This is a genomic window from Fulvimarina fulva (assembly GCF_039652615.1).
Lineage (GTDB): Bacteria > Pseudomonadota > Alphaproteobacteria > Rhizobiales > Rhizobiaceae > Fulvimarina.
On sequence record NZ_JBDJAC010000011.1, the window covers coordinates 114,768 to 138,984 of the forward strand.

Consider the following 24,217-nt stretch of genomic DNA (forward strand, 5'->3'; position numbering starts at 1 on the left):
CGCGCCCGCATGATGCTCCGGATTTTATGCAAAGACCGCTTGTTTGCTTCACAAGACAAGAACCCGGCGAGCCGTTTGCACCGCGCTTGACGCCGCAGCACACGTGAACTGAGCTTTGTATCAGCTCTTATACCGCCGGACAAATGAATTGACCCATGGCCAATTCTCGTCCGGCGCACGGCTCAAGCGCCGCTCTGGCTGCCGATGGACCTTGAAAAGCGGTGCTTTCAAAGGTCCATCGGTATTAGCCCTGCGCGGGGCCAGAGCGCTGTGCATGCTGCGAGCGGATTCTCCGTATGCGCGGCTTTCAAAGATCCTCTGACCGGAATGCTCGTCCCGTCTCAATGATAAGGCGCCAAATCTAAGGCGGCCTGCCTGGACAAGTCGGTGTTCGAAAACGGCTGACCGAGGCAGCATGCCGGCAAGGACGATCAGGGAAGGTGGTCCGTAATACGGTCGGACAAGAGAATTGCCCCTTTGGGCCCATTCTCGTCTGGCGCACATCTCAAGAGTCGCTGGTATAAGTTCAAATGCGTGACTGAAAGGTGCGTTTTTAAGCAAAATCAAAGCGTTTCCTCAACTATACAAGGCCTTTAACGCTGGATGCCTGAGATTATACCATGCCGATAAGATCTGTAGCGCGAGAATGATGAAGAGTCAGGCAAAGTGTCTCACATAACTCGGATTTTATCGGTTCCTTCATAAATATGCCTTATGTATTATCACGTGAAAGTGTTCTCCTCCCCTCATTTTGTGAGATCCTGCGATGAAGTTCCTGAGTTCTTCCCCCAGAAGTGATCCCTCCGCAGTTCTCGATGCCCTGAGTAACTCGCTCGCGTTCATCGAGTTCGACCCGTCAGGTCAGGTCGTTAGTGCGAACGACGTCTTCTGCCGCATCCTCGGCTACGAAAAGAGCGAGCTGAACGGCAAGCATCACAGGGCCTTCCTCTCCTCCGAGGATGCCGCTGCCCCGTCCTATCGCGACTTCTGGGCGAAGCTCGCCCGGGGGGAGACGCATTTTGGAGAGTTCAAGCGGATCGCCAAGTCTGGCAAGGAAATTTGGCTTCGCGCCTCCTACAACCCGATCAAGAATCGGAAAGGCAAGGTTGTCGGCGTCATCAAACAGGCGACCGATATCACGGAGGAGCGGCGCCAGCACGTCGAGACGGGCGCGAAGATGTCCGCTCTTTCGCGGATCCAGGCCGTCATCGAGTTCCTGCCGTCGGGTGAAATCATCACCGCGAACGAGAACTTCCTGTCTGCGACTGGCTATCGTCTAAGCGAGATCGCAGGATCCCATCATCGGATGTTCATGGACCCGGCCGAGGCCCGGTCGCCCGAGTATATCGAGTTCTGGCTACGCCTCAATCGCGGCGAGCCGGTGACCGGAGATTTCCGGCGTGTCGGCAAGGGTGGGCGCGAGATCTGGCTCTACGCCTCGTACAATCCTGTGTTCGGGCCCTCCGGCGAGATTATCAAGATCGTCAAATTCGCAAGCGACGTCACGGAGCGTGTTCGGGCTGTCAGTACGATCAGCGGCGGTTTGTCGCTGTTGGCGCAAAATGATCTGACCTGCCGTCTCGAGGAGCCGTTTTCACCTGAATTCGAGCCGCTCCGTCTAGATTTCAACGCCTCGCTCGCGCAGATCGGTTCCACCCTGAACCGGATCCTGGAGAGTTCGGATAGTATCCGCCAGGGCACGGAAGAAATTTCAGTCGCCGCAGATGATCTTTCCCGCAGGACCGAAACCCAGGCCGCCAGCCTCGAGGAAACCGCGGCTGCCCTCGACGAGTTGACGGCGAACGTCAGGAAGACAGCGAAGGACGCAGCTCAGGCCAGCGATGCCGTCGCAAGCGCCCGAACCGATGCCGTCCGCTCCGGCGAAATCGTCGGAAACGCAATCTCCGCGATGGACTCGATCGAGAGTTCGTCCCGACAGATCGAGCGAATCATCGGCGTGATCGACGAGATCGCCTTCCAGACCAATCTTCTTGCCCTCAATGCGGGCGTGGAGGCGGCGCGTGCCGGTGAAGCAGGTCGAGGGTTTGCCGTTGTCGCTTCGGAAGTTCGCGGGCTCGCGCAACGTTCCGCAGAGGCTGCCAAAGAAATCAAGACGCTGATCTCGACGTCCGGCGACCAGGTCGATCTCGGTGTCAAGCTGGTGAAAGAAACCGGCAGTGCACTCGAGCGGATCGTTCAGCAGATAAACAATGTTAACTCTCTTGTGTCCAATATGGCGAACTCCGTTCAGGAGCAGTCGACGGGTATCGGAGAGGTAAACGTCGCAGTTGGCCAGATGGATCAGGTCACACAGCAAAATGCGGCGATGGTCGAGGAAACGGCTGCAGCAAGTCGAAGCCTCGCCGACGAGACGGTAAGCCTCAACAAAGCTGTGGGCGAGTTCCGCGTGGACAAAAATACCAGACCCAAGGGCCGTGAGAGCGCGTCTGTAAGTTTGTCGAAAGCAATGGACAGTAAGACTGTCGTTGCAATGAAGACCGTAGGTCGCGGCGGTGCCCAGCCAAAGCCGCAGGCCGAAGCCGAGAGTTGGGAGGAATTTTGATGACGCAGAAGCAAACACCGGCGCAGGACGATCTGGACTCGCGCTGGATCGATCTTCCGCCGACCCTCGACATCGCCTCGGCCGGTCCTCTCGCAGCCCAGCTGCGAACCCTGAAGGGATCCGCGCTCGCAATCGACGCCTCAATGGTCGAGCGGGCGGGGACCCAGGCAATTCAAGTGCTTCTGGCCGCGTCCAAGACCTGGCAGGCCGACAACCTCGAATTCAAGATCGCACAGCCCTCGAAGTCGTTCGTGACCAGCCTTGAGCTGATTGGCCTGTCGATCGACGATTTTCACTAAGAGCCGTCTGGTTCGGAGAGCGATGAAAAATGAAGATGATTCTGACGATCGACGATTCGCGCACGATGCGTGAAATGCTTCGGCGAACCCTGCAAGATGCAGGTTTCGACGTCAAACAGGCCGAAGACGGCGTGGACGGGCTGGAAAAGCTCGCCGAAGAGCGTCCGGACGTCATCATCACAGACGTCAACATGCCGCGTATGGACGGGTTGACCTTCATCGAGAACGTTCGTCTCAACGAAGCCTATCGCGGCATCCCCATTCTCGTCCTCACCACCGAGAGCGACGCCGAGAAGAAGGCCCGCGCCAAGAACGCCGGTGCCACCGGTTGGATCGTCAAGCCTTTCGATCCTCCCAAGCTCGTCACCGCGATCAACCGGGTTGCGGCCTGAGCCGCGCAAGCGGTTTGACGCCCTGCACCAATCCTTTTTGCCTTTGAACCGAAGGATCGACGATGAGTGGGATGGATGAAATCCGCCAGACCTTCTTCGAAGAATGCGCCGAGCAGCTCGAGGATCTCGAGCAAGGCTTGCTGGCCATGCAGAATGGCGAGTCGGACTCGGAAACCGTTCATGCGGTGTTCCGAGCCGTGCATTCGATCAAGGGCGGTGCCGGCGCGTTCCACCTGACGGAGCTGGTCGGATTTGCCCACACGTTCGAGAACGTTCTCGATGCGGTGCGCTCCGACAAGCTCGCGCCGACGCCGGACGTCCTTGCCATCCTGCTGCGTTCGGCGGACGTGCTTATCGATCTCGTCGAACAGGCGCGCAACGAGGAGCCGGTCGATCCGGCGAGCTATGCGGAGGTTGCGCAGGCGCTCGACGGGCTGAAGGGCACTGTTCCCGGCGCTGTGGTTCTTCCCATGGACGACGATGACGATGGGATGGGCGATCTCGACTTCACGCCTGTCCAGATTTCTCTCGACGAGCTGATCGACGGCGACGACGAGGGCGGCGAGAATGTTTTCAACATCGCGTTCAAGCCGCTTCCCGCGCTCTATGCCAATGCCAATGAGAGCATGCGGCTCATCCGCGAAGTGGTTGCTCTCGGCAAGGCCAAGGTGCGCTGCGACCGGAGCGCCATTCCCGATCTCGACACGATCGATCCGGAAGCGGCCTATCTTTCCTGGGACATCCGCCTCGAGACCAGCGCGCCGCGCAGTGCGATCGAAGAGATTTTCGAATTCGTCGAGGGCGATTGTGAGCTTGCCATCGACAAGGAGTCCGTCGACGGCGACGACGCAGGCGAGCCGGCGCTGGCCGGTGAAGACCTCGACAATAACGTCGCCAGCCTTTTGGCGATGCTCAATCTCGGCGATCCGGTAACCGACGAGACGCCCGGGGACGACGATCCCGAAGGTGGCCAGGATATCCCGTCTTCCGACGACGACACGACCGAAGTGGAAGCCGCAAGCGCCGAAGTTCATCCGGAGGTCGAGACCAAGCGCGTAGAGGCCCAACTTCCCGAAGAACAGGTCGAGCATGCCGGCGAGCCCGTCAACGAAGCGGCCAACGAGGCGGCATCTGCTTCGGGCGAAGCGAAAAACCGCAACGCACCGGCCTCGACGAGCATCCGCGTCGATCTGGAGCGTGTCGATCGCCTGATCGATCTCGTCGGCGAGCTTGTCATCCATCAGGTGATGCTGTCGCAGCGTGCCCTGCAGGCCGGACTTGCGCCCGCATCGGAGCTGACGCTCGGTCTCGAAGACCTGGAACAGCTGACGCGTCAGCTTCAGGACAGTGTCATGGCGATCCGCGCGCAGTCGGTCAAATCGGTTTTCCAGAAGCTTCCCCGCCTCGTCCGCGAGGTCTGCAGCCTCACGGGTAAGAGCGTCAGGCTCATGACCGAGGGTGAATATACCGAGGTCGACAAGACCGTCATCGAGCGTCTGTCCGATCCGCTGACGCATATGATCCGCAACGCGATCGACCACGGCATCGAATCGCCGGAAGCCCGGATCGCCGCCGGCAAGAAGGCGGAGGGCACGATCTGGGTGTCCGCAGCCCACCGCTCCGGCAGGATCGCGATCGAGATCAGCGACGACGGTGCCGGCATCAATCGGGAGCGGGTTCTGGATATCGCGATCGAGAAGGGCCTGGTTCCCGCCGGAGCCAATCTCACTGACGAAGAGATCGACAACCTGATCTTCCGTCCGGGCTTCTCGACCAAGGAACAGGCCTCCGAACTTTCGGGTCGCGGCGTCGGCATGGATGTCGTCAAGCAGTCCATCCAGTCGCTCGGCGGACGGGTGTCGATCGCCTCCCAGCCCGGCGTCGGATCGAAGTTCACACTGAGCCTGCCGCTGACGCTTGCCGTCCTCGATGGCATGATCGTGTCGGCTGGCGACAATACGCTGGTCCTGCCGTTGACCGCGGTTCTGGAAACGCTGAAGCCCAACCATTCGGACGTGCAGAACTTCTGCAACGAAACGAATCTGATCCGGCTTCGCGATCAGTATCTTCCGGTCATCGACGTGGCGCGCTGCCTCGGCTTCCGCAGCGAACAGAAAGAACCAAGCGAGGGTGTGACCGTGCTCGTGGAAAGCGAGAACGGAACCCGGCAGGCCCTTCTGGTCGATGCGATCCAGGGTCAGCGCCAGGTCGTGATCAAGAGCCTCGAGACCAATTACGGCCGGGTCGACGGTGTATCGGCTGCAACGATCATGGGCGACGGGCGTGTCGCTCTCATCCTCGATGTCGATGCCTTGACATCGTCGGGCCGGGCCGAAGGCGGTCCTTCCAAAGAAATCATGTCCATAGCGGCGGAGTAAGCGTGATGAGTAATACTGTGAGCAAGGAAAGCGGCGAAAAGCGCGAACTCATCTCTTTCCGGATGGCCAAGCAGGAATTCTGCATAGACATCCGGACGGTCCGGGAGATCCGCGGCTACACGGCGGCAACGCCGCTGCCGAAGACGCCAGACTACATTGTCGGCGTGATCAATCTTCGGGGTACCGTACTGCCGGTCATCGATCTCGGCCTGCGCATGGGTCTGAAGGCCATCGAGCCGACGGCGCGCTCGGTCATCATCGTCGTCAAGCTCGGCCAGCAATTGTTCGGCCTGCTCGTCGATGCGGTCTCCGACATTCTGGGTGTGACCGAAGACATGATCCAGCCGAATCCCGATCTCAACAACGAGCGGGCTCGCTCCTTCGTCTCGGGTATGATGACGATCGACGACCGGATGATCGCGATCATCGAAGCGGCGAGCATTCATCCCCAGCGCATGGATATCGCGGCATGACCTCGGCAGCTCCTGCTCTTCGTTCGAAGGCTGCGGGCGCACCAGCAGCCGGAGCGGCTGCGGCACGGGGCGAGCGCGCGAGCGAGTTCGAGCTCTCGGAAAAGGACTTCAAGACGATTGCCGCGGTCATCTACGAGGATGCGGGCATTGTCCTCAAGCCGTTCAAGATGGCGCTCGTCTATTCGCGTCTCGCCAAGCGCGTGCGCAAGCTGGGCCTGTCCGGCTTTCAGGATTACTGCAACCTGATCACCAGCGAGGCCGGGAAGGCGGAGCGGCGCGAGATGCTCGCGTCCCTGACGACGAACGTCACCCATTTCTTCCGCGAGAACCATCATTTCGAGCATATGCGCGAAGTGACGCTCCCGCCGCTGATCGAGGCGGCCAAGAAAGGCGGACGCGTGCGGTTCTGGTCGGCAGGCTGTTCGAACGGGCACGAGCCCTATTCGATCGCGATGACGATCCTGTCGATGATGCCGGACGCCCCGAAATACGACATCAAGATTCTCGCCACCGATATCGATCCCTATGTGGTCGCCTTCGGCAAGGCGGGCGTCTACGACGACGCCGCCGTGGAACCGGTGGCTCCGAATCTGAAGAAGCGCTGGTTCACGCCGAAGGGTGGGGGCAAGCAGTACGAAGCGGTCGCCGAAATGCGCAGCATGATCGCCTTTCGCGAACTGAACCTGATCGGTCCGTGGCCGATGAGCGGTGTCTTCGATGCGATCTTCTGCCGCAATGTCCTCATCTATTTCGACGAGGCAACCCGCGAGGCCATCTGGCACCGCTTCTGCGATAAGCTCGATCCGGCCGGCTACCTCTATGTGGGTCATTCCGAGCGTGTCAGCGGTGCCGCGACCCAGCATCTGGCGGTCGAGGCCTCGACGACATACCGCCTGAAGGGAGGATCGCGATGAGCCCGGTCAAGGTCATCATCGTCGATGATTCCGCGACGATGCGGATGCTTCTGCGCAACGCCCTGAAGCAGGAAGACGATATCACCATCGTCGGCGAAGCGAAAAGCGCGGCCGATGCACGCCAGAAGATCAAGGAGCTCAATCCCGATGTCGTGACGCTCGACGTCGAGATGCCGGGAATGGACGGTCTGGAGTTTCTGGAAAAGATCATGCGGTTGCGGCCGATGCCGGTCATCATGGTCTCCTCCCTGACGGCACCTGGAGCGTCCGCGGCGATCACCGCGCTCGAATACGGCGCGTTCGATTGTGTGGGAAAGCCCAATGGCTCGGCCGGCTCGACCTTCGACGCCCTTCCGAACCTGATCCGGCAGGCTGCGTCCGCCGGACGGCGCATCAGCCAGCGCACATCGCGCTCGGCGGAGGGCCCGGCGCCAGCTTCTGCCAATCACCAGCGCAAGACCGCCTGGCCCGACATTGTCGGCATCGGCGCCTCGACTGGCGGCGTGGAGGCCCTGATCGCGCTCTTGTCGGACTATCCCGAGGACTGTCCGCCGACGGTGATCGTCCAGCATATGCCGGAAACCTTCACCGCCTCGTTCGCCAGCCGCCTGGACCGCGCCTGCAAGGCGAAGGTCTCGGAGGCACGGGACGGAGATCCACTGACCCGCGGCCATATCTATCTTGCGCGCGGTGGCCGGCATCTGGTCGTGAAGAAGGCAGGCGTTGCCCGTTGCGTCTATCGTGACCAGGAGCCGGTTCAGGGCCATCGCCCGTCCGTCGACGTGCTCTTCAAATCGGTTGCCGAGCAATATGGCGGGTCGGCCAGCGGTATCCTTTTGACAGGCATGGGCCGGGACGGCGCCCAGGGACTTCTGACGATCCGCGAGGCGGGCGGGCGCACTGTTGCACAGGATGAGGCAACCTCACTCGTGTATGGCATGCCGCGAGCTGCCCATGAGATCGGCGCGGTGAACAAGGGAACGCCGCTCAAGAAAATAACAGCCGAAATGTTCGGCTAGATCGCATCCCTCGCGAATGGGGGAGCGGTCTCAAGAAGATCTAAACGTTGATGACGTACACGCGAACGCACAGGTCGGTTGGCAGGCGCCCGACCCGGCACAAGGATGGTGGGTAAGATGGCCTCTAAAAAAGCTTTGAAGGTTCTGATCGCGGACGACCACCGGACAAGTCGCATGCTCGTCGTGGATGCGCTGCATCAGCTTGGTATTCCGAACGTAACCTATGCGGGTGACGGGGAAGAAGCCCTCAAGATGATGATGGCGAGCCCGTCGCACATGGTGATCTCGGACTTCAACATGCCAAAGCTCGACGGGCTTCAGCTTCTCAAGGCGCTGAGAAGCTATCGCCCCACGGCGAAGACGCCTTTCATCATCCTCAGCGGACGCGGTGACCGTGAACTCGTGCAGAAGGCGATCACGCTCGGAGCGAACAACTATCTGCTCAAGCCGATCACGGTTCCTGTCCTCCAGAAAACGATCGAAGCGGTCGTGGGTCGTTTACAATGAACTCGTTCAAGAGCACCCAGAGAAAACACAACGTCATTCAGGGTGAGGCCTACGTCACGAATCAGGATATCATTCTGACGACCCTTCTCGGTTCCTGCGTTGCAGCCTGCATCTGCGACCGCGATGCCGGCGTCGGGGGGATGAACCACTTTTTGCTTCCCGGCGAGGGCGGCAATGGTGTCGGCAGCCGATCGGAAAGTTACGGGGCCTATCTGATGGAGGTGCTCGTCAACGGGCTCCTGAAGAAGGGGGCACGGCGCCATGCGCTGGAGGCCAAGATCTTCGGTGGCGCGCGCACGATGGGGCTTCAGACCGATATCGGCGCGCGGAACGCGGAGTTCGCGGTGCGCTTTCTGGCGATGGAAGGTATTCCGACCGCCTGCGTCGATGTCGGCGGTGTTCAGGGACGGCGTATCGAATATTTTCCTTTGAGCGGCCGTTCGCGGCGCCTGCTCTTGAGCGACAAGAGCGCGCCCATCGTCGCGCGGCCGACCTTTACCCCGCCGCCTTCGTCTTCGCTCGGCGAAGTCGAATTCTTCTGATCTTGCATGGATGGCCGGTTCAATGGATTGTGCGACAGCCGAAAAACTCGACAATGAATTCGACAAGGCGGAGGACAGCGGACTTTTCCTGTCCAATCTGATCGTCGCCATTGCCGACGAGGTGAATTTGACCGCCCATGCGGTGGAAGAACTGGGCGATGTCTTCGGCGAAGCCGACAACCTCGACGCCAATGCCATGGTCAAGCTCCAGGCGATCGACCGGAATGCGCAAATCCTGTCGAACCTCGCGCGCCTGCTTGAAAGCGTTTCGCTGACGATCCCCTTCGAGACGAAGGTGGAGAGGGAGGTTGTCCAGCAGTCTCTGCTCATGAGCGATCTGTGTTATCGCCTCATGGCGACGACGGAGCCGACCATCACAGACGTGGATCCGGTCGAGGCGCACGATGTGACCGAGGCGGGCGAGTCCGAGTATTTTTGACGTCCCGCGCCCGGATGGCCGGGCGCAGAGACCGACAGACGTTTAAGCCATTCGCCGGACGCGGATTGATCCATCGGGTCAATCCGCGTCCGGTTTTCTGTCTGTGGATATTTTCAAACCATCGGCTTCGGAAGACCGTCGGTAGCCCGGATGGCGTCTTGAACTGTCGCCGGGATCGAGCGATGCGGCCGCAATCTTGTCGTTCCGAGACTGTGAGTTTTCTGGCTTGAGGAATGATGCGGACCCGGTGGGCTACGCAACGGTCAATCCGCCGTCGAGCGTTTTCGCCAAACCGGCAAGAGCTGCCGGACCAGGTATCGTGCAAATGATAGCATGAGAAGTGGTGCCGCTTGCGTGACTCGAACACGCGACCTACGCATTACGAATGCGTTGCTCTACCAACTGAGCTAAAGCGGCCCGGCCGATTGCTCGGCTGAACGTGAGCCCTGATAACGCCAAACGGCGCCGCGTTCAAGCAGCCGGAGAGGCGAAATTTCCAGAAAGACGATGATGCGTTCCGGTGCCTTGCCTTTGGCCACATGAAGCCGAATTCATGCAACGGCGGCGACGATGCGCCGTTCACCGAGCAAAGCAAATATCCACTGTCCGGCCGGGCTCACGCCATTCGAAGCAAATCCGCAGGCATTTCGAATCCCGCGCCCCGCCTACATGGAACGGCAAGGAGGCATCATCATGCAACTTCAGGACAATGTCGCGATCGTCACAGGCGCGTCTTCCGGGATCGGCCGCCAGATCGCGTTGAGCTACGCCAAGGAAGGCGCGAAGATCGCCATCGCCGACATCAACATGGACGGCGCAAACAAGGTCGTCTCCGAGATCGAGGGCATGGGCGGCGAAGCGATGGCCGTCGAAATGGATGTGACCGACGAATCCGCGGTCAATGCGGGCGTCGACAAGGTCGCCGACCGGTTCGGCAGGATCGATACGATGGTCTCCAACGCCGGTATCCAGATCGTCCACCCGATCGAGGATTTCCCTTACGACCAGTTCAAGAAGATGATCGACATTCACCTGGGTGGTGCCTTCCTGCTGACCAAGGCCTGCGTGAAGCACATGTATCCGCAGAAATCCGGCTCGCTCATCTATATGGGTTCGGTGCACAGCCATGAGCCGTCTGCGCTGAAGACGGCCTATGTGTCGGCAAAGCACGGTATTCTGGGTCTGGCGCGGGTGATGGCCAAGGAGGGCGCCAAGCACGGCGTGCGCTCCAACGTGATCTGTCCGGGCTTCGTGAAAACGCCGCTGGTCGAGAAGCAGATCCCCGAACAGGCGCAAAATCTCGGGATATCCGAAGAAGAGGTCGTCTCGAAGATTATGCTCGGCGAGACCGTGGATACGGAATTCACCACCATTCAGGATGTCGCCGATGTCGCCGTCTTCCTCGCCGCCTTCAAGACCAATGCGCTGACGGGTCAGTCGATCACCGCGAGCCATGGCTGGTATATGGGCTAAACGGGACGAACCAAGCCCGGCTCGCCTCCGGCGAAGCCGGGTCGTTGCCCGCAACCGGGATTGTCATGTTGCGGCGACGAACCGATCCACAGCGCTCACGTTGAGGACTTGCCAGGTCAAAACCGATCCCTGCACGTCCGATCCTGTGCTGGGGCCGGTGACAGACATTGGGTGGTCCTTGCTCCATGTTCCTGCCGTGAGAAGATCCGCACGCGGCTTTCGTCACGCAACCGGAGCCGCAGCCCTTGCGCATCCTTTTTCTCGTCTTCCTTTTCATGCTCACTGCGGTCCTCGCGGTCGCAACCCTCGTTCCGCTGATCGAGACGAATATCTGGTGGATCCGCTATATGGACTTCATCAGGCTGCAGCTATCAGTGATGCTGATTGCGGTCCTTGTCCTTGCAGTCATCGTTGTCCTGACGGGAGGGGGCAAGAAGGTCGGAGCGGCGATTGCCGTCGTCTGCGTCGGTCTTCTCGGCTACCACGCCTACCGGCTCTATCCTTACAGCCCTGTCATTGCGCCCATGGCTGCCGAGGTCGCGTCCTGCCCGGAAAACGCGACCGTCACGCTCATGAGTTCGAATGTGAAGCGCGGGAACCGCGACATCCAGAAATTCATGGATGTCCTGGACATGGCGGATCCAGATCTGCTCTTCGTCATGGAAACCGACGCCTGGTGGGACGATGCCCTTAAACCGCTCGAGGCGCGTTACGCGAACGCCGTTCAGCAGATCCCTGATGGCGATACATTCTTCGGGCTCCATTTCTTTTCCAGGCTCGAACTGATCGAACCCGAAACGATCGCCTATTTCGATGCGGTGACACCGACCGTCCAGTCGCGGATCGTTGCTCCCAATGGCTCAGAATTTTCCTTTATGGGTCTTCATCCGCGCCCACCCCAGTCCTTCGATCAGCCGACGACCATGCGGGACGGCCATATCGCGCAGATGGCGTTCCATGCCGAAAACACGGCTGCGCCACTGGTCGCAGCCGGCGACTTCAATGCCGTCTCGTGGGAGCGGATCGTTCGCCGGGCCATGCGTGTCGGCGGGCTCCTCGATCCACGGGTCGGACGCGGCGTCATCCCGACTTATGACGCGCACAATCTGGTCATGGCCTGGCCGCTCGATCACGTACTGTTCCAGGACGAGATCGGCCTTGTTTCTTTCGAGCGCCTACCGGATGTGGGGTCCGATCATTATCCGATCCTCGCAACGCTTTGTATCGGCGATGGAACAGCACCACGTCAGAGCGCGCCGTCGATCGAGGCGGGCGATCGCGAGGAATTGCATCAGGCGATTGATGCGGCTCAGGCAATGAAATCGTGAGATAACGTTTCGCGCCAGGGTCAAGGCGCTCGAAGCAAGAGCATGAAACCTCGACCCGGCGTTCGAAGACGGTAGGTTCGGCCCAAGGACGATCCAATGCGGGACCAGCTTCGTGAGCACGACCTATCTCTGCACCGCCTGCGGCACCCAGTACCCGCCCTCGGACACGGCGCCCGATGGCTGTCCGATCTGCACGGACCATCGTCAGTTTGTTCCGCCCAAGGGGCAGTCCTGGGTCTCGTTCGAGACAATGCGGGCCGGACGGCGGTTTCAGATCGCAAGGGAAGGTGAATTCCTCAGCCTATCGCCATTGCCGGATTTCGGGATCGGCAACAGGGCCTTTGTGATCCAGACGCCCCACGGCAATCTGTTGTGGGATTGCGTGCCGCTGGTGAACGACGCAATCGTTGAGATCGTCAACGGGCTCGGCGGGCTGGCCGGGATCGCCATATCCCATCCCCATTATTATTCGTCCATGGCCGAATGGTCGGCGGCGTTCGGCGGTATCCCGGTTCATATCCATGAAGACGATGCGCGCTGGGTCATGCGGCCGGGGGCATTTCTCGATGCATGGCAGGGCGAGCGCAAGGAGCTGTTGCCGGGCGTGACCATGATCCGCTGTGGCGGGCATTTCGCGGGGGCTTGCGTGCTTCACGTCGCCGATGCTCATGAGGGCAGGGGCGCCCTGATGGTGGGCGACGTTTTGCAGGTGACGCCCGGCTGCGACCGGCTGGGCTTCATGCGATCCTATCCGAACTATCTTCCGCTTGGCGAAATCCTGGTCCGGCGGATCGGACAGCGTCTCGAAGGTGTGAACTTCGACGCCGTCTATGGCGCGTTCTGGGATCGCTCGATCGGAGCGGGCGGCCGGGCGATCATGGATAGGTCCATCGAGCAGCATATCGAATGGCTGGGGCGGGACAGCGACGCGTAAGGACGCGCCGCTTCGATATGGACCAAAATCGACGTCGGACCGGTGACCGCTCGGCGTTGCGAGCGGTGTCGGAGACAATCAATTTCGCGACACGAGGCTGAAACAGACTATTCTGCGAGTGTTTTAAGAGCCAGCGTTGAAACGCTCGGGATGGAGGCGCCCTCAGAATTCCGTTTCTGGCCATCATCCATAAGCAGACCGGCCTACGATGGTGTTTTCTCATCCAAAGAGCAGCCTAAAGGATAAAGATCGATGAGATTTCTGGGCTTGTTTTCATTCGGTCTGGTTGCGACCTTTGCAGCAAGTGCTGTTGCGCAGTCGAATCCAACGATCGAGAGAGCGTATGAATACTATGACCAGCAAATGAAATCGCAGGACCAAAAATGCCTTTCAGCGATACAGGAAAGTATCTCAAACGATTATGATGGACTTGAGAAGATCGCTGTCAGACAGAATGGGCAATTCGAAACTCATGACGGATATCTTTTCATATACGCAGATGCGCGATTCGAGAGTAAGCTGGGAAACGCAGAGGGTGCGATGGTCTGCGTTTTTCAATCTGACGGCGAGACGATTACGGACATCAACATACTATTTGACGGGGAAGGTCTGAAAGGACTTAGACGTCCAGAATCCCTTCGCGCGATCTTGCCCGATCGAAGCATTATCTACACGAGATCGCTTCTCGATTAGGGGCTGCCAGCCTTGCTTTGGCGTGGCCGATGTCATCGAAGGTCCGACGGACGTCCAAGCGGCATTTGAGCCGTTCACCGGGCGTGAATCGACCCATTGGGTCAATCCACTCTCCGATGGGGTTCTTTGGCCGGCTTACGGGTGCGGGCCGTTCTTTCTGACGCGGTCGATGCCGCTGCCGTCGACGGCGAGGCCCGACAGGCGGATGATCGCGGGAAGGCCCCAGGCGCTGTTGTCGCCATCCTGATTGAAGGGCTTGCCGGTGATCTCGTCCTCGCTCGACAAGAGATCGTCGTCGTCCGGTGTCCAACACGGCTTCACGTTGACCCAGGAACAGGGATCGCCCTTCAACAGACCTGCGAATGTCGCACAGACGATGAGCGAGCCGAGCGGGCCAAGATGGTTGCCGCCCCCGTCTTCCGCTTCCTTGAGGATGTAATACCACAGCGCGTGGGCATCGGCCTTGACGGTCGGGAGGCAGTATTTGCGCGCCACCTCGGGGCCACGGGGCAATTCGAACTTGAGGCCCCGCATGAGGTTGCGGAAGGCGAGCTTGTTCAGAGGCTCTTCCTCGTCGCGCAAGGTCGTCAGAGCCTTCGACATCTTTGTGTCGATCTTCCGCGCCAACTGAGGAAAGGGGCCTGAGGATGATTCCATCTGCAGGAACCAGTCCCACTGGATGATGTTGTCCGGCTGCATCCTGCGGAAGCCGCTCAAGTCCTTCCGGCTGTCCGGGTCGTCCGGCGTGCCGGACATGTCGAAAATCGGCGCGAAGTTGCCGAATCCGCGGACCTCGACATTCGTCTGATAGCTGTTGCGCACGAGGGAATGACCGAAGCGGTAGGCCGCAACGGAGAATTCGACAGGGATGAAGGGATGGTGCTTCCAGTTGTAGACGTGCTTGAAACCCAGCTCCATGGACTTGCTGCCACCACCATGGTCCCTGAGAACCAGCGCGGCTTCCCGGGTCGCCGGGTCACAGACCCTTTTCAGGAAATCGTGCCAGACGACCCACTGGTAGAGCCAGCGGAGCGTCGTGCGGGCTGCTTCGAACGGATCCGGCTTCTTCTTCTTGCGCGCGATATCGACAAGCCGGTTATGGGCAAGCAGGAAGGCGAGCTGCAATTGTGAGACGATCGAATTCTCGTCGTTTCGCATATCGCCGATCAGGGCCACAGTCTCGCTGTTGCGCGGCAGATCAGGGTATTTGTCCTTCTCGATCTGCCCAATCAGGAGCTTTGCCTTGTCGCCCCGCTGATAGAGATAGGGCGAGTCTTCCGGCCCGCGTCCATAGACATTGTCGAGATCCAGCCGTGGCGTGCGATGGTTGAAGAGCCCGGCCGGGTCGTTGATGCGCATCAGGCTGGAGGCCGGATCGAATGTGATGTCGTGATCGACGAACTGGCCAAAATAGGTGTAGCCCGCGGGAATATCGGACTCACCTGCTGCATCGTCGTCCTTTTCGACCATGCTGGCAGCGACCTTCAGCATCAGGTCTTCGAGTGCTTGAGGGTCCTTTTCCTTTTTCGGATTCCCCTTCAGTTTGTTTGGGAAATAGGGCTCGAGATCGGCGCAGATGCGTCCAAACGGACCTTGGTAGAACTTCGAACGCGGTGCGACGACTTCGGAGCGAGACTGGCCTCCGTGCGACATGAGGATGCTCTTTCGAGTTGCGACCCTTCTACTTCATTCTACGAGGAGTTTCCTTTAAGTCAATATAGAGTTAAAACTTTTAGCGCGATTGCTGCATTTGCGAAGTGGCGCGCGTTTATGCGTTTTATTTATAACAATTTTGAGTGTTGCTTTCTAAAAGGGACTGGGGCGCTGCGCGTCGCCTTTGCGTGTGCGCTCGCCCGCTGAACGCTTGACACCGACCGGCGCAATCGGCGATGACCCCGCTCCGAACCCATCACCGTGCAAGTCCCATCCCTGGCGGTGAGTGAAACAAGCAGAACAAAGCCGCTGTCCGATCCTCGTTTCGCGTCAAGCAGGAACGAAGCCTCGTCGCATTCGATCGATGAGAGGTCGATTGGCCGGAAAAGGCGGCAGTAGAGACTCCGAAAGGCCCCTTATGGCCCGATCCAAATCCGGCGCCGGCCCGAGCCAGCGCCAGCTTTCCGTTGGCGAAAAGGTTCGCCACGCCCTGACCGAAGTGATGCAGCGCGGCGAAATCCGCGATCCGCTGCTCGAACGCGCGGTGATCTCGGTCTCGGAAGTGCGCATGTCGCCCGATCTGAAGATTGCGACGGCCTATGTCACCGTGCTCGGTCAGGACGATATCCAGCCGTTCATCAAGGCGCTGAACGACAATGCGAAATTCATTCGCGGCCGTGTGACGCCATCCCTCAAGCAGATGAAGTACATGCCTGAAATACGCTTCCGCGAGGACACCTCCTTCGACAACTTCGCAAGGATCGATGCGCTTTTGAAATCGCCGGAGGTCCAGCGCGATCTTCACGAAGACGAGGACGACGGCAGTCAGGGAGAGACGAACTGATGGCGCGCCGTGGAAAGAAGCCGAAGGGCCGGCCGATCAGCGGCTGGGTGATCCTCGACAAGCCGAAGGGCATGGGCTCGACCGATTGCGTCAGCAAGCTGAAATGGCTCTATTCCGCCCAGAAATGCGGACATGCCGGGACGCTCGATCCGCTGGCTTCAGGCATGCTGCCGATCGCCTTCGGCGATGCGACGAAAACCGTTCCCTATGTGATGGACGGTCGGAAGACCTACCGGTTCACCGTGCGCTGGGGCATTCGCACCACGACGGACGACACCGAGGGCGAGGCCGTCGAGACCTCCGATCTGCGTCCGAGCGAGGACGAGATCCGCGATCTCCTGCCGAATTATATCGGCGATATCGAACAGGTTCCGCCCTCCTTCTCCGCCATCAAGATCGGCGGCGAAAGAGCCTATGATCTTGCCCGCAGCGGCGAGGCGCCGGAGATCGAAAGCCGCGTCGTGACGGTGCACAGCCTCGATCTTGTCGAGATGCCGGATGACGATACGACCGTGTTCGAAGCCGAATGCGGCAAGGGCACCTATGTGCGCGCCATTGCCCGCGATCTCGGCCGTGATCTCGGCTGCCAGGGCCATATCACGGAGCTTCGCCGCACCGCCGTCGGCGCCTTCACGGAGGAGGACATGGTGCCCCTCGACGAGCTGATCGATGTTGCCGACGAAAACCGCGAGGAGCTGGACGAGGAAGCGATCGAGTCAGGTGCGAAAGCGCGTATCCTCGATTTCGGCCCGCTCGACGAATATGTCATCGAACCGGAGGCGGCGCTCTCGGAACTCTACGAGGTGATGCTGAGCGACGATCAGGCGGGCCGTGTGCTGGCCGGCAATTCCGTGCTGTTGCGCGGGCGCGATGCGCCAGCCTTTTGCGAGGAAGCCTTCGCCACCGGCCATGGCCGGCTGATTGCGCTCGGCGCGATCGATCAGGGCTCGTTCCATCCCAAGAGGGTCTTCGGCGGCAAGGGATAGGCGCGCTCCCCGAGCGCCGCTTCGTGGAACCGGCTGCCCGCTCTGGCCTTACCATCATCGACAAGGGTGCCCCGCGCTGCGGGGGCCAAAGACGACGAAGGGACGGCCATGGTGAAGATACCGTTCGGCAAGCACCGAAGGCGCAAGGCTGAAAAAGCAAAGCGATCGGAGATCGGTGCGCCTCCGGGGCAGCTCATTGCCGATCCCGAGGCCGAACGATCGCGATTGAACTTCTGCGGCATCGGGGGAGGGCGCTACGAGGAGATCGCGGATATCGATCTCGACACGGCGCTCGCCAAGCGGGAGGAATGGCCTCTTGTCTGGCTCGACCTCACCGGGCTTTTAAATGTCGACCTGATCAAGCGTATCGGCGAGGCCTTCGGCCTGCACGAGCTGGCGCTGGAGGATATCGTCAACACCGATCAGCGACCGAAATGCGATGCCTTTGCCGCGCACGCCTTCGTGGTGATGCGGATGCTGGATGCCGAGGGTGGGTCCGAGCAGCTCTCGGTGTTCTTCGGCGATCGGTTTGTCCTGACCTTTCAAGAGAGGGCGGGCGACAATTTCGATCCCGTGCGTAACCGGATCCGGAAGGGTGCCCCGCGCCTCCATGCGGGCCGGGCCGACTATCTCGCCTATGCGCTCATCGATGCGGTCGTGGATGGCTATTTCCCGATCGTCGATCAGCAGACCGACAAGATCGATCGGCTGGAGGACGAGATCTTTGAGGATGTCGGTGTCGTTCAGGTGCCGGAACTCCACGCCATGCGGCGAGAGATGCTGTATTTCAAGCGCTTCGTGCGCCCGACGCGCGATGCCCTGAGCGCGCTCATACGCCTCGATCGGCCCTGGTTTTCCGAAGAGGCCAAGATCTATCTTGCGGACGTACAGGATCATTGCGACCAGCTGATCGATATCAACGACACCTATCGCGACACGGCGGGCGGGTTGGTAGACCTGCATATGACGCTCTCGGCGGCGCAGACCAACGAGGTGATCAACCTTCTGACCATCATCTCGACGATCTTCATCCCGCTCGGCTTCCTCGCCGGGCTATGGGGGATGAATTTCGATCCGAGCATTTCGCCCTGGAACATGCCGCTGACCCAGTCGCCGATCGGCTATCCGATCGCGCTCGGCATCATGCTCGTGATCGCGGTCGGACTGCTGATCTATTTCAAGCGCAGGAGATGGATCTGACATGCTGAGCGATCAGGCCAAGAGCGTTCTTGCCGATCTCGCGCGCAAGGTTGGCGTTCAGGCGGCGCCTCGCGACGAGGCGCAGAAGCTGGAACAGGCGCGCGCCCTGACCGGGGCGATGGCGGATTATTCGGGCTCTCCGCCCGACGGCATCCTGACGGAAGACATTGAACTGGACGGGCCGGCAGGCGCAATCGGCGTTCGCGTTTACCGGCCGGCGATGGCGGAAAACCCGAAGCTTCTGATCTGGTATCACGGTGGCGGCGCGATGGCGGGCTCCCTCGACAGTCACGATACCGCGCTTCGCCAGCTCTGCGGGGCGACCGGACGGACCATCGCCTCGGTCGATTATCGTCTGGCGCCGGAGCATGTGTCGCCCGCCCCGCAGGAGGATTGCATCGCCGCGACACGGGCGCTGATGGCACAAGCGAGCGGTCTGAGTTGCGCGAAAAGCGGCATCACGATCGGGGGCGATTCCATCGGCGGGATGTTCGCCGCGCTCACGGCGATCGCACTCAGGGATGCGGGCGATCCGCTGCCGGACGCCATTGTGATGCTCTATCCGAATACGGATCTGCGCCCTGACCGGGATCATCCTTCGCTTCGATCGGAGGCGGGACACGTGATGACCGAGGAGTCCCTTCTCTATGAGAACGCCCTCTTCGTGCCGAATGAGGCGGACCGGTCCTTACCCGCGGTCTCGCCACTGATGGCCGGCGATCTCGCAAAATTGCCACGCACGCTTCTCGTCACCTGCGAACACGATCCGCTGCGCGACGAGGGAGAGGCTTTCGCAAATCGTCTGGCCGAGGCTGGCGTAACGGTCGATCACCAGCGTTTTGAAGGCACGATCCACGGCATCTTCCAAATGGCCGGCTGGATCGACGAGGGGAAAGAAGCGCAAAAGATGATCGGCAAATTCCTCGACGCCGGATAGAGTCTGGTCGAAGTTAAGGCGGTCCGGCTGGTGGCCGGTCAGCCCTCGAAACTCTCGTAATCGTAAAGTGTGAGCGAAAAGCCCGGAACGGCGAGCGGTTCGAGCGCTTCGGTCGGCGCATGATCGGCGATCCAGCCATAGCCGTCCGGGCCGGGCTCGCGGAAGACGCGGGTCTTGAGGCGCGTTCCGTCGATCACCCAGAGTTCGCGGACACCGAAGGAGGCGTAGATCGCGGCCTTCGGACCCTGATCGTAGGCAAGGCTCGATATGCCGATCTCGATCGCAAGAAGGCAGGTCGAAGGATCGAGGCTCCCTATGCCGGATGTCGTTTCGTAAAGCACAAAATCCGGCTCCAGGAATGTATCAGATCCGAGCTTCAATGTCGTTTCGGACGTCGTCAGAAAGCGATCGGGAAGTTGCCGGTAAAGGGTCTTGGCAAGCCAGGTCTTGATACGCTCGTGGCGCATGCCCTTTGGTGACATCGGGACGATCTCCCCGCCGATGAGTTCGAACCGTTCGTGTTCGGGGATGAGGCCGGTGCGCACGAAGGCCTCGATTTCCGCGACCGAAAAGCGACGGCGCGGCAAGCCTTCCGCAGCCTGGGTCGTGTTCGGCGCCTGATCGCCAGCCTCAAGGACATCGCGGGACAATGCGGACATGGTGACAGCTTCGTGCCTTCTTGCGCTTCTTTCTGGATTATAAGGGCGTTTTGAGCCATTTGACGAGTCATGTCGGGACTGTTTCGGAGGTCCGGTGGCACTGGCGAGTTGTTGACATAAACATATCTTTATGTGATTTCGCAGGTAACGTTCTAAAAGGGATCGATCCATGTCCGACACGACCGACCAGCTCTTCGGACCGATGACCGAAGGCCGCAATCCTGCGGAAACCCTGGAAGCTTTGAAAAATGCCGTCTCGGAGCGCATTCTCGTGCTCGACGGCGCGATGGGAACCGAGATCCAGCTTCTGGGCCTTGGCGAAGAGGATTTTCGCGGCCACCGCTTCGGCCAGTGCGAATGCCACCTGCAGGGCAATAACGATCTTCTGAACCTCACCCAGCCCAAGCAAATCGAGGACATCCATTTCAACTACGCCATGGCCGGCGCGGATATTCTGGAGACCAACACCTTCTCGTCGACCTCGATCGCCCAGGCCGACTACACGATGGAAGATCAGGTCTACGAGCTGAACCGCGACGGTGCGCGGCTCGCCCGGCGGGCCTGTCTGCGGGCCGAAGACAAGGACGGCAAGCGCCGCTTCGTCGCCGGTGCGCTCGGTCCCACGAACCGCACCGCCTCGATCTCTCCGGACGTCAACAATCCCGGCTATCGCGCAACGAGCTTCGACGAATTGCGCGAGGCCTATGGCGAGCAGCTGCGCGGGCTGATGGATGGCGGCATTGATCTCGTGCTGATCGAGACGATCTTCGACACGCTGAACGCCAAGGCTGCGATATTTGCCTGCGAGGAGATCTTCAAGGAGCGTGGCGTTCGCCTTCCGATCATGATTTCCGGCACGATCACCGATTTGTCGGGCCGCACCCTGTCGGGCCAGACCCCGACCGGATTCTGGAATTCCGTGCGCCACGCCAGCCCCTTCACGATCGGTCTCAACTGCGCCCTCGGCGCGGAGGCGATGAAGGACCATCTCGCCGAGATTTCCGCGGCCGCCGACACCTTCGTCTGCGCCTATCCCAATGCCGGCCTGCCGAACGAATTCGGCGAATACGACCAGAGCCCGGAGGCGATGGGCGCCGAGGTCGAGAAGTTCGCCAAGGACGGCCTCGTCAACATCGTCGGCGGTTGCTGCGGGTCGACGCCCGATCATATCGCGGCGGTGGCCAAGGCGGTCGCGAACTATGCGCCCCGCAAACTGCCCGAGAAGAAGCCGCTGATGCGGCTCTCCGGCCTCGAACCGTTCACGCTGACCTCGGAAATTCCGTTCGTAAATGTCGGCGAGCGGACCAATGTCACGGGGTCTGCCCGTTTCCGAAAGCTGATCAAGGAAAATGACTACGCCGCTGCGCTGGATGTCGCGCGCCAACAGGTTGAGAACGGCGCCCAGATCATCGACGTCAACATGGATGAGGGCCTGCTCGACTCTCAAGCGGCGATGGTCGACTATCTGAACCTGATCGCGTCCGAGCCCGATATCGCGCGTGTGCCGGTGATGATCGATTCCTCCAAGTTCGAGGTGATCGAGGCCGGCCTGAAATGCGTCCAGGGCAAGGGCATCGTCAACTCGATCTCCATGAAGGAGGGCGAGGACGCCTTCCGCGAACATGCGCGGCTCGTGCGCGCCTATGGCGCTGCCGTCGTCGTCATGGCGTTCGACGAAACCGGTCAGGCGGACACCAAGGAGCGCAAGGTCGATATCTGCGAGCGCGCCTATCGGATTCTCACCGAGGAGGTGGGCTTTCCGCCGGAAGACATCATCTTCGATCCGAACATCTTCGCGGTCGCGACGGGTATCGAGGAGCACGCCAATTACGGCGTCGACTTCATCGAGGCGACGCGCGAGATCCGCGAGAAGATGCCGCTCGTCCATATCTCCGGCGGCGTTTCGAACCTCTCCTTCTCGTTCCGCGGCAATGACGCCGTGCGCGAGGCGATGCATGCCGTGTTCCTCTACCACGCCATCAAGGCGGGCATGGACATGGGCATCGTCAATGCCGGCCAGCTGATCGTCTACGATGCGATCGACGATGAGCTGCGCGAGGCCTGCGAGGACGTGATCCTCAACCGCAAACCGAAGAACGGCGAGGACGCGACCGAGAACCTCCTGGAGCTCGCCGAGCGGTACAAGGACAAGGGCGGCTCGAAGGGCCGGGAGAAGGATCTCTCCTGGCGCGAGAAGCCGGTCAACGAACGGCTGACCCACTCGCTGGTGAACGGCATCACAACCTTCATCGAGGAGGACACGGAAGAGGCGCGGCTCAAGGCCGAGCGTCCGCTGCACGTCATCGAAGGACCGCTGATGGACGGCATGAATGTCGTCGGCGACCTCTTCGGCGACGGCAAGATGTTCCTGCCGCAGGTCGTGAAATCGGCGCGGGTCATGAAGCAGGCGGTCGCCTATCTCAATCCGTTCATGGAAGCGGAAAAGAGCGGCAAGCAGGAAGCCAAGGGCAAGATCCTGATGGCGACCGTGAAGGGCGACGTCCACGACATCGGCAAGAACATCGTCGGCGTCGTTCTCGCCTGTAACAATTACGAGGTCATCGATCTCGGTGTCATGGTGCCGGCTGCGAAGATTCTCGAGGAAGCTAGGAAGCACAAGGTCGATATCGTCGGCCTGTCCGGCCTCATCACGCCGTCTCTCGATGAGATGGTGAACGTCGCCGCCGAGATGGAAAAGCAGGGCTTCGACCTGCCGCTTCTCATCGGCGGGGCGACGACGAGTCGCGTCCACACCGCCGTGAAGATCCACCCGGCCTATTCGAGGGGGCAGGCGATCCATGTGAACGACGCCTCGCGCGCTGTCGGCGTCGTTTCCGGGCTTCTGTCGAAGGAGACCCGGGATACCGCGATCCAGAAGGTTCGCACCGAATATGCCGAGGTTGCCGAAAAACATCTGAAGTCGGAGCGCGACAAGAAGCGCCTGACGCTCGCCGATGCCCGCTCCAATCCGGTGAAGATCGATTGGACAGGCTACAAGCCGAAGGCACCAAGCTTCACAGGCATCAAGGTGTTCGAGGACTGGGATCTGGAGGATCTGGCCAAAACATTCGACTGGACGCCGTTCTTTCAGTCCTGGGAGCTGAAGGGGCGTTATCCGGCGATCCTCGACGACGAAAGCCAAGGCGAGACCGCGCGCTCGCTTTATTCCGACGCCCAGGAGATGCTGAAAAAGATCATCGACGAGAAATGGTTCACGCCGAAAGCCGTCATCGGCTTCTGGCCGGCCAATTCCCTCGGCGACGACATCAAGCTCTTCAAGGACGAGGCCCGGTCGGAGGAGCTCCAGACGTTCTTCACCCTTCGCCAGCAGCTGGCGCGGCGCGGAGACCGGCCGAACATCGCCCTGTCGGACTTCGTCGCGCCCGTGGATAGCGGCGTTCAGGACTATGTCGGCGGGTTCTGCGTCACGGCGGGTCTCGAAGAGGCGGAGATTTCCAAGCGCTTCGAAAGCCAGAACGACGATTACAACGCGATCCTCGTCAAGGCGCTCGCCGACCGCTTCGCCGAAGCCTTCGCCGAACGCATGCACGAGCGCGTGCGCAAGGAGTTCTGGGGCTACGCGCCGGACGAGGCCTTTTCTAACGAAGATCTCATCTCGGAAACCTATGCTGGCATTCGGCCGGCTCCCGGTTATCCGGCCCAGCCGGATCACACGGAAAAGGAAACCCTCTTCAAGCTTCTGGATGCGAAGGAAAAGATCGGCGTCGAATTGACCGAGAGCTTCGCCATGTGGCCGTCCTCGTCCGTTTCCGGCCTCTATATCGGCCATCCGGAATCCCATTACTTCGGCGTCGCCAAGGTCGAGCGGGATCAGGTCGAGGATTATGCGGCCCGCAAGGGTATGCCAGTAGCGGAGATCGAACGCTGGCTTGGCCCGGTTCTCAACTATGTGCCGGCGAAGGTCGGGGGACCCGACGAAGAAGTGACCAAGGAAGCCGCCGAATAGGCGGTTTCCAAACTGCT

Annotated in this window: 21 protein-coding genes and 1 tRNA gene; 19 read left to right on the top strand and 3 right to left on the bottom strand. The window is 60.4% G+C overall.

Annotated features, from left to right (window positions below):
* Nucleotides 1-766: 766 nt before the first annotated feature.
* From ABDX79_RS15245 to ABDX79_RS15290, 10 genes are all read left to right on the top strand, one after another.
* A complete protein-coding gene (locus ABDX79_RS15245; RefSeq protein WP_346221159.1) occupies nucleotides 767-2,563 on the top strand; it encodes a methyl-accepting chemotaxis protein in 1,797 nt (598 codons plus the stop codon).
* On the top strand, nucleotides 2,563-2,862 hold the full coding sequence (locus ABDX79_RS15250) for an STAS domain-containing protein (protein WP_346221160.1): 300 nt from the start codon (nucleotides 2,563-2,565) through the stop codon (nucleotides 2,860-2,862). The genes ABDX79_RS15245 and ABDX79_RS15250 overlap by 1 nt, the downstream gene beginning before the upstream one ends.
* Nucleotides 2,863-2,891: 29 nt before the next feature.
* Nucleotides 2,892-3,254, top strand: coding sequence for a response regulator (locus ABDX79_RS15255; protein WP_346221161.1), 363 nt, complete (start codon nucleotides 2,892-2,894; stop codon nucleotides 3,252-3,254).
* Between the two features lie 62 nt (nucleotides 3,255-3,316).
* Nucleotides 3,317-5,632: a chemotaxis protein CheA gene (locus ABDX79_RS15260; RefSeq protein ID WP_346221162.1), complete on the top strand. Its 2,316-nt coding sequence runs from the start codon at nucleotides 3,317-3,319 to the stop codon at nucleotides 5,630-5,632.
* A gap of 5 nt (nucleotides 5,633-5,637) precedes the next feature.
* Nucleotides 5,638-6,105 (top strand): chemotaxis protein CheW, encoded by a 468-nt coding sequence (locus ABDX79_RS15265; RefSeq protein ID WP_346221163.1) that lies wholly within the window; start codon nucleotides 5,638-5,640, stop codon nucleotides 6,103-6,105.
* The gene (locus tag ABDX79_RS15270) at nucleotides 6,102-7,019 is read left to right on the top strand and encodes a CheR family methyltransferase (protein ID WP_346221164.1); all 918 of its coding nucleotides are present in this window, start codon (nucleotides 6,102-6,104) and stop codon (nucleotides 7,017-7,019) included. The genes ABDX79_RS15265 and ABDX79_RS15270 overlap by 4 nt, the downstream gene beginning before the upstream one ends.
* Complete coding sequence (locus tag ABDX79_RS15275; protein WP_346221165.1) at nucleotides 7,016-8,038, top strand: protein-glutamate methylesterase/protein-glutamine glutaminase; 1,023 nt, start codon at nucleotides 7,016-7,018, stop codon at nucleotides 8,036-8,038. The genes ABDX79_RS15270 and ABDX79_RS15275 overlap by 4 nt, the downstream gene beginning before the upstream one ends.
* A gap of 117 nt (nucleotides 8,039-8,155) precedes the next feature.
* On the top strand, nucleotides 8,156-8,545 hold the full coding sequence (locus ABDX79_RS15280) for a response regulator (protein WP_346221166.1): 390 nt from the start codon (nucleotides 8,156-8,158) through the stop codon (nucleotides 8,543-8,545).
* Nucleotides 8,542-9,087 (top strand): chemotaxis protein CheD, encoded by a 546-nt coding sequence (locus ABDX79_RS15285; protein WP_346221167.1) that lies wholly within the window; start codon nucleotides 8,542-8,544, stop codon nucleotides 9,085-9,087. Before ABDX79_RS15280 ends, ABDX79_RS15285 begins: the two co-directional genes overlap by 4 nt.
* A 22-nt stretch (nucleotides 9,088-9,109) precedes the next feature.
* Nucleotides 9,110-9,526 (top strand): hypothetical protein, encoded by a 417-nt coding sequence (locus ABDX79_RS15290; RefSeq protein ID WP_346221168.1) that lies wholly within the window; start codon nucleotides 9,110-9,112, stop codon nucleotides 9,524-9,526.
* Between the two features lie 341 nt (nucleotides 9,527-9,867).
* Here ABDX79_RS15290 and ABDX79_RS15295 read toward each other — a convergent pair.
* Nucleotides 9,868-9,943 (bottom strand) — tRNA-Thr (locus ABDX79_RS15295).
* Between the two features lie 276 nt (nucleotides 9,944-10,219).
* Here ABDX79_RS15295 and ABDX79_RS15300 point away from each other — a divergent pair.
* The 4 genes from ABDX79_RS15300 (at nucleotide 10,220) to ABDX79_RS15315 (ending at nucleotide 13,954) form a co-directional block, all read left to right on the top strand.
* Complete coding sequence (locus ABDX79_RS15300) at nucleotides 10,220-10,999, top strand: 3-hydroxybutyrate dehydrogenase (protein ID WP_346221169.1); 780 nt, start codon at nucleotides 10,220-10,222, stop codon at nucleotides 10,997-10,999.
* A 245-nt stretch (nucleotides 11,000-11,244) separates the two neighbouring features.
* Nucleotides 11,245-12,327: an endonuclease/exonuclease/phosphatase family protein gene (locus tag ABDX79_RS15305; protein ID WP_346221170.1), complete on the top strand. Its 1,083-nt coding sequence runs from the start codon at nucleotides 11,245-11,247 to the stop codon at nucleotides 12,325-12,327.
* 112 nt (nucleotides 12,328-12,439) lie between these two features.
* A complete protein-coding gene (locus ABDX79_RS15310; RefSeq protein WP_346221171.1) occupies nucleotides 12,440-13,261 on the top strand; it encodes an MBL fold metallo-hydrolase in 822 nt (273 codons plus the stop codon).
* Between the two features lie 252 nt (nucleotides 13,262-13,513).
* Nucleotides 13,514-13,954, top strand: a complete 441-nt coding sequence (locus ABDX79_RS15315) for a hypothetical protein (protein ID WP_346221172.1) — start codon at nucleotides 13,514-13,516, stop codon at nucleotides 13,952-13,954.
* A 135-nt stretch (nucleotides 13,955-14,089) separates the two neighbouring features.
* Here the strand turns inward: ABDX79_RS15315 and ABDX79_RS15320 are convergent, their stop codons facing one another.
* The gene (locus ABDX79_RS15320) at nucleotides 14,090-15,607 is read right to left on the bottom strand and encodes a peroxidase family protein (protein WP_346221173.1); all 1,518 of its coding nucleotides are present in this window, start codon (nucleotides 15,605-15,607) and stop codon (nucleotides 14,090-14,092) included.
* Nucleotides 15,608-16,025: 418 nt separating this feature from the next.
* On the opposite strand from ABDX79_RS15320, the gene rbfA reads away from it, so the two are divergent.
* The 4 genes from rbfA (at nucleotide 16,026) to ABDX79_RS15340 (ending at nucleotide 19,574) form a co-directional block, all read left to right on the top strand.
* Nucleotides 16,026-16,451, top strand: a complete 426-nt coding sequence (gene rbfA / locus ABDX79_RS15325; protein WP_346221174.1) for a 30S ribosome-binding factor RbfA — start codon at nucleotides 16,026-16,028, stop codon at nucleotides 16,449-16,451.
* On the top strand, nucleotides 16,451-17,437 hold the full coding sequence (gene truB / locus ABDX79_RS15330; RefSeq protein ID WP_346221175.1) for a tRNA pseudouridine(55) synthase TruB: 987 nt from the start codon (nucleotides 16,451-16,453) through the stop codon (nucleotides 17,435-17,437). Before rbfA ends, truB begins: the two co-directional genes overlap by 1 nt.
* A 108-nt stretch (nucleotides 17,438-17,545) precedes the next feature.
* Nucleotides 17,546-18,637: a magnesium/cobalt transporter CorA gene (gene corA / locus ABDX79_RS15335; protein WP_346221176.1), complete on the top strand. Its 1,092-nt coding sequence runs from the start codon at nucleotides 17,546-17,548 to the stop codon at nucleotides 18,635-18,637.
* A 1-nt stretch (nucleotide 18,638) separates the two neighbouring features.
* Nucleotides 18,639-19,574: an alpha/beta hydrolase gene (locus ABDX79_RS15340; protein ID WP_346221177.1), complete on the top strand. Its 936-nt coding sequence runs from the start codon at nucleotides 18,639-18,641 to the stop codon at nucleotides 19,572-19,574.
* 38 nt (nucleotides 19,575-19,612) lie between these two features.
* Here the strand turns inward: ABDX79_RS15340 and ABDX79_RS15345 are convergent, their stop codons facing one another.
* Nucleotides 19,613-20,233 carry a Uma2 family endonuclease gene (locus tag ABDX79_RS15345; protein WP_346221178.1) on the bottom strand — a complete coding sequence of 207 codons (621 nt, stop codon included), beginning with the start codon at nucleotides 20,231-20,233 and terminating at the stop codon, nucleotides 19,613-19,615.
* Between the two features lie 169 nt (nucleotides 20,234-20,402).
* On the opposite strand from ABDX79_RS15345, the gene metH reads away from it, so the two are divergent.
* Nucleotides 20,403-24,200 carry a methionine synthase gene (gene metH, locus ABDX79_RS15350; protein ID WP_346221179.1) on the top strand — a complete coding sequence of 1,266 codons (3,798 nt, stop codon included), beginning with the start codon at nucleotides 20,403-20,405 and terminating at the stop codon, nucleotides 24,198-24,200.
* The last annotated feature ends 17 nt before the right edge of the window (nucleotides 24,201-24,217 follow it).

Excerpts from the sequence above, each read along its gene's own strand:
- ABDX79_RS15345 (WP_346221178.1), bottom strand. The coding sequence starts at position 20,233 with ATGTCCGCATTGTCCCGCGATGTCCTTGAGGCTGGCGATCAGGCGCCG.
- ABDX79_RS15260 (WP_346221162.1), top strand. The coding sequence starts at position 3,317 with ATGAGTGGGATGGATGAAATCCGCCAGACCTTCTTCGAAGAATGCGCC.
- ABDX79_RS15265 (WP_346221163.1), top strand. The coding sequence starts at position 5,638 with ATGAGTAATACTGTGAGCAAGGAAAGCGGCGAAAAGCGCGAACTCATC.
- ABDX79_RS15285 (WP_346221167.1), top strand. The coding sequence starts at position 8,542 with ATGAACTCGTTCAAGAGCACCCAGAGAAAACACAACGTCATTCAGGGT.
- ABDX79_RS15270 (WP_346221164.1), top strand. The coding sequence starts at position 6,102 with ATGACCTCGGCAGCTCCTGCTCTTCGTTCGAAGGCTGCGGGCGCACCA.
- ABDX79_RS15320 (WP_346221173.1), bottom strand. The coding sequence starts at position 15,607 with ATGTCGCACGGAGGCCAGTCTCGCTCCGAAGTCGTCGCACCGCGTTCG.
- ABDX79_RS15340 (WP_346221177.1), top strand. The coding sequence starts at position 18,639 with ATGCTGAGCGATCAGGCCAAGAGCGTTCTTGCCGATCTCGCGCGCAAG.
- ABDX79_RS15245 (WP_346221159.1), top strand. The coding sequence starts at position 767 with ATGAAGTTCCTGAGTTCTTCCCCCAGAAGTGATCCCTCCGCAGTTCTC.
- ABDX79_RS15255 (WP_346221161.1), top strand. The coding sequence starts at position 2,892 with ATGAAGATGATTCTGACGATCGACGATTCGCGCACGATGCGTGAAATG.
- corA (WP_346221176.1), top strand. The coding sequence starts at position 17,546 with ATGGTGAAGATACCGTTCGGCAAGCACCGAAGGCGCAAGGCTGAAAAA.
- rbfA (WP_346221174.1), top strand. The coding sequence starts at position 16,026 with ATGGCCCGATCCAAATCCGGCGCCGGCCCGAGCCAGCGCCAGCTTTCC.
- ABDX79_RS15300 (WP_346221169.1), top strand. The coding sequence starts at position 10,220 with ATGCAACTTCAGGACAATGTCGCGATCGTCACAGGCGCGTCTTCCGGG.
- ABDX79_RS15275 (WP_346221165.1), top strand. The coding sequence starts at position 7,016 with ATGAGCCCGGTCAAGGTCATCATCGTCGATGATTCCGCGACGATGCGG.
- ABDX79_RS15290 (WP_346221168.1), top strand. The coding sequence starts at position 9,110 with ATGGATTGTGCGACAGCCGAAAAACTCGACAATGAATTCGACAAGGCG.
- ABDX79_RS15280 (WP_346221166.1), top strand. The coding sequence starts at position 8,156 with ATGGCCTCTAAAAAAGCTTTGAAGGTTCTGATCGCGGACGACCACCGG.
- metH (WP_346221179.1), top strand. The coding sequence starts at position 20,403 with ATGTCCGACACGACCGACCAGCTCTTCGGACCGATGACCGAAGGCCGC.
- truB (WP_346221175.1), top strand. The coding sequence starts at position 16,451 with ATGGCGCGCCGTGGAAAGAAGCCGAAGGGCCGGCCGATCAGCGGCTGG.
- ABDX79_RS15250 (WP_346221160.1), top strand. The coding sequence starts at position 2,563 with ATGACGCAGAAGCAAACACCGGCGCAGGACGATCTGGACTCGCGCTGG.
- ABDX79_RS15315 (WP_346221172.1), top strand. The coding sequence starts at position 13,514 with ATGAGATTTCTGGGCTTGTTTTCATTCGGTCTGGTTGCGACCTTTGCA.